This is a genomic window from Candidatus Marinimicrobia bacterium CG08_land_8_20_14_0_20_45_22, from assembly GCA_002774355.1.
In the GTDB taxonomy this organism is placed as follows: domain Bacteria; phylum Fidelibacterota; class UBA2242; order UBA2242; family UBA2242; genus 0-14-0-20-45-22.
The window spans coordinates 1-3,828 of record PEYN01000152.1 but is presented as its reverse complement, the minus strand read 5'-3'; the positions used below and the strand labels follow the sequence as shown (position 1 = coordinate 3,828).

Below are 3,828 nucleotides of genomic sequence, written 5' to 3'. Positions count from 1 at the left end.
CGGTGGTGGAGTCTTGAACTATGATTAAAATGATTGAATGAGAACTATGATTAGGAGGATGCGATAATGGGAAATCATAGTCAATCAGAAAATCAGGGGAATCATAGTGCAGACGATTAAAAGATGGGCAGTATTAAGACCGTGAACAGTTGGAAGTCAATTTCTTTAATCGTGGTAATCCCGGAATCCTATGAATCATGGTTCAGACAATGTACTTAAATCATAGCGCCGACAGATTGGCAAAATGAATTTGAATCATTATATTACCTACGATTATTAGATAAAACTTATTTGAAAGGATAAATCTGATGAAGTCAAAGTTTACGTTTGTTTTTTGGATGTTAGCGATTTTTGCAATGTCGGTTTTTGCACAAAATAAAGCGGAATATATTCCGAAGACGACTGATGCCATTCTTGACAGTTTAGAGAAAGTTTCTGGAGAGATAACCGCCAAAAATGATTCCATCACGGCTGAAATCAAAAAGCGACAGGATGAACAGAAAGAGACAGAAAAAAAAGAGAAGAAAGTTCTCAAAAGCGATCTCGCCGGTGTCGTCAAACCGAAGTCGTTGGAAGAATTCAAGCAGATTGCGTTTTATTTTCCGCCGGTCGCTCAATATCTAACGGGGACATGCTGGTGTTTCAGCGGAACGAGTTACTTAGAATCGGAAGTTGAACGTTTGACACAGCAGAAAATCAAGCTCTCTGAGATGTACACGGTTTATTGGGAATATGTTGAAAAAGCGAGACGATTTGTAACTGAGCGTAGCAAATCAGTTTTTGATGAAGGCTCAGAGTGCAATGCCGTTCTCCGTATTATGAATCAATATGGCGCAGTTCCGGCGGAAGCCTATACAGGATTGGTCGGCGTGCAAATGCATAATCATACACTTTTAGTCAAGGAAGTGAAAGATTATCTCGAATATTGTAAGATGAACAATTATTGGGACGAAGAGACGGTCATTGCCTCGATTAAGATTATCTTGAGCAAACATCTCGGCGTTCCGCCGACAACAATTGGCTGGAATGGTAAAATGCTCACGCCGATTGAATTTTACAAAAACGTACTGAAAATTAATTCCAATGATTATGTCGATCTGATGTCAACGACATCGGCGCCTTTCTATGAGTATGCAGAGTTCAAAGTACCCGACAACTGGTGGCATGATAAGAATTACTACAATATTCCGTTAGATAAATGGTACGCCGTTATCAAACAGGCAATCGGAAACGGAATGTCTGTAGCGATCGGCGGCGACGTCAGCGAAGCCGGATACATTGGTAAGGAAGATGTTGGATTCATTCCTGATTTCGATATTCCGTACGCTTATATCAATCAGGATTCGAGGGAATTTCGGATAGAGAATGCCACAACGGAAGATGACCACGGGCTTCATTTGGTTGGAATGGCAAAAGTGGGGAAGTACGATTGGTTTTTGATCAAAGATTCTGGGAGAAGTTCCCGTTACGGACAATTTAAGGGATTTTACTTATGGCGAGAAGATTTCGTAAAGTTGAAAATGCTGAGTTTTACCGTTCATAAAGACGCGGCAAAGGCAATTATCACGCAATTGAAATAGTTCATAATTTGGATTCGATTTCCAGCCGGAGAGTAATCGATTATTTTCCGGCTTTTTCTTTTTGAAGATCAAACCGGTTCAAAACGATTAACATAAAATAGCCGATTAGACTACCGATCAAATAGTATAAAAAATCAACCCAAACGAAGGTCGTTCCAAGAATAGTTCGTCCGAGGTAAGTAGAGCGGATAGCAACCAGGAATGGCGGATGCCAGAGTTGGGCAATTTCCAGAATAGAAGTTGATATAAATACGTAAAGTGCATTCAAATATGGACGGAGTTTTTGAAAGACAAGGAAGAGGATTAAACACCAAAATATTTCGTACAAAATTGCACCGCCGTAATTGTGCATCCATCTTTCGCCGATGCCTTCGTAAGATTTTGTAGCAAATCCGATAGGCGTAATGACTAAAATAATCAGGATAGTCAGGAAATATTTCAGGCTAAACTTTTTCATTCGGTTCCTTCGCGGGGATTCTCATTATTATTTGAGCGAGAGACGGGACTCGAACCCGCGATCCCGACACATCGGGAGCAACGTGAGACATTTCTGGCCATTGAATCAATTTTTGCTTGGATTATTTTAACTGTATAGGACATAATTGCTTTGAGCGAGAGACGGGACTCGAACCCGCGACAACCACGTTGGCAACGTGGGGCTCTACCACCTGAGCTACTCTCGCATTCTAAAAGAACGGCACAAATTTAATCGCTTCGTTGAGTTTATGCAAACATTTTTGTCCGAATTGAAATAACTTCTTTTATTGCCAGTTTCCATAAGAAAACCTAATTTCAATCGATGAATTTTGATAATAAATATTGTATCATCGTTCCTGCCTATCAATCTTCAGAAACTTTGTTGCCTTTAATTCTCCGGATAAGAAAAGTCGCTCCGATGATTCCGTTGATCATTGTGAATGACGGTTCAACCGACGGCTCGGAAAAGATATTAAATCAGTTGGAAAATTTTACGGTTGTTCGTCATTCCGTGAATTTGGGCAAAGGGGCGGCGATAAAATCCGGAATTCTTAAAGCGAAGCAGATGAAATGTGCTTGCGGAATTTTTCTCGATTCAGATTTGCAACATATTCCCGAAAAAATACAGGATTTCATTCGTGTTAAAGAGTCTTTAAATGTTCGGATGGTTTTAGGCAAGCGTTCATTTAATCTCTATAATATGCCTTTTCATAGGTTTATGTCTAACACAGTGACTTCATTCATTGTTTCATTAAGAACCCTGAGACGTGTACATGATAGCCAATGTGGTTTCCGGTTAATCGAATTGGATTTAATTAAAGCAGATTCGTGTGCGAATGATGGTTTTCAGTTCGAGTCGGAATTTCTAATTCGTTCTCTTATTTCTGGAACAAGTTTCATGGAAATCGAAATCCCAACGATTTATAATCATTCTCGCAGTTCGATCCATAATGTTCGGGATACAGGACGATTTATTTTGTTAATTTTAAAGAGCTATTTTTGGACGTAAGATCCTCATGAATCATAACGAAAAAATTGATATATTTAAATTCGTATTTTATAAACAGACTAGGAGTTTTTAGTGATTTTAAATATACTGAAATTGATTGGAATTACATTTGTGCCAATTTTTGAACTGCGCGGTTCGATCCCATTTGGGTTATTTGCACTTAAAATGAATTGGGTAGAAGTTTTTGCAATCTGCGTTACCGCCAATTTTGTTATTGGAATCATCGTATTTTTGTTTCTTGACTTCCTATTGAAAATTATTACTCGGATAAAATTCATTGAATCATTCTGGAGTAGTTATATTAAAAAAACGCGAAAGAAAATCGAGTCTTCTGTTGAAAAGTACGGCGAGTGGGCGGTGACGATTTTTATCGGAATTCCATTACCGGGCTCGGGCGTTTGGTCAGGAGCATTGGCATCATTTCTTATTGGTTTAAGTTTTAAAAAGTTTATTATTGCAGATTTATTAGGTGTCATAATTGCTGGAATAGCTGTAACAATCCTTTGCTTGACTGGTTCTGGTTTAATGAGTATTTTTATCAAAGTTATTTAAAAATCTGACAAGTTTTTAATTGAAATAACTGCTTGATAGTTATAAATTCAGGCGCTCTTTGTGTGAAGATTTATCGGGGCGTAGCGCAGCCCGGTTAGCGCGCTTGGTTCGGGACCAAGAGGCCCGGAGTTCAAATCTCCGCGCCCCGACAAATGGCAATCATGGTTTACATTCTATACAGTCCAAGCAAAGATCGCTACTATATTGGAC

Annotated in this window: 4 protein-coding genes and 2 tRNA genes; 4 read left to right on the top strand and 2 right to left on the bottom strand. The window is 39.0% G+C overall.

What is annotated here, in order from left to right; genetic code table 11:
• Nucleotides 1-308: 308 nt before the first annotated feature.
• Nucleotides 309-1,580, top strand: a complete 1,272-nt coding sequence (locus COT43_08760; GenBank protein ID PIS27784.1) for a peptidase C1 — start codon at nucleotides 309-311, stop codon at nucleotides 1,578-1,580.
• 40 nt (nucleotides 1,581-1,620) lie between these two features.
• Here COT43_08760 and COT43_08755 read toward each other — a convergent pair whose 3' ends face one another.
• On the bottom strand, nucleotides 1,621-2,037 hold the full coding sequence (locus COT43_08755; protein PIS27783.1) for a DUF2809 domain-containing protein: 417 nt from the start codon (nucleotides 2,035-2,037) through the stop codon (nucleotides 1,621-1,623).
• Between the two features lie 150 nt (nucleotides 2,038-2,187).
• Nucleotides 2,188-2,263, bottom strand: a tRNA-Gly gene (locus COT43_08750).
• Between the two features lie 116 nt (nucleotides 2,264-2,379).
• On the opposite strand from COT43_08750, the gene COT43_08745 reads away from it, so the two are divergent.
• The 3 genes from COT43_08745 to COT43_08735 all read left to right on the top strand — a co-directional run bounded on the left by COT43_08745 (nucleotide 2,380) and on the right by COT43_08735 (nucleotide 3,770).
• Complete coding sequence (locus COT43_08745) at nucleotides 2,380-3,066, top strand: hypothetical protein (protein PIS27782.1); 687 nt, start codon at nucleotides 2,380-2,382, stop codon at nucleotides 3,064-3,066.
• A gap of 72 nt (nucleotides 3,067-3,138) precedes the next feature.
• Nucleotides 3,139-3,618: a hypothetical protein gene (locus tag COT43_08740; protein ID PIS27781.1), complete on the top strand. Its 480-nt coding sequence runs from the start codon at nucleotides 3,139-3,141 to the stop codon at nucleotides 3,616-3,618.
• Nucleotides 3,619-3,692: 74 nt separating this feature from the next.
• Nucleotides 3,693-3,770 (top strand) — tRNA-Pro (locus COT43_08735).
• The last annotated feature ends 58 nt before the right edge of the window (nucleotides 3,771-3,828 follow it).

What these genes read in the sequence shown, in the direction of transcription:
- COT43_08760 (PIS27784.1), top strand. Translation starts at nt 309, where the DNA reads ATGAAGTCAAAGTTTACGTTTGTTTTTTGGATGTTAGCGATTTTTGCA.
- COT43_08755 (PIS27783.1), bottom strand. Translation starts at nt 2,037, where the DNA reads ATGAAAAAGTTTAGCCTGAAATATTTCCTGACTATCCTGATTATTTTA.
- COT43_08745 (PIS27782.1), top strand. Translation starts at nt 2,380, where the DNA reads ATGAATTTTGATAATAAATATTGTATCATCGTTCCTGCCTATCAATCT.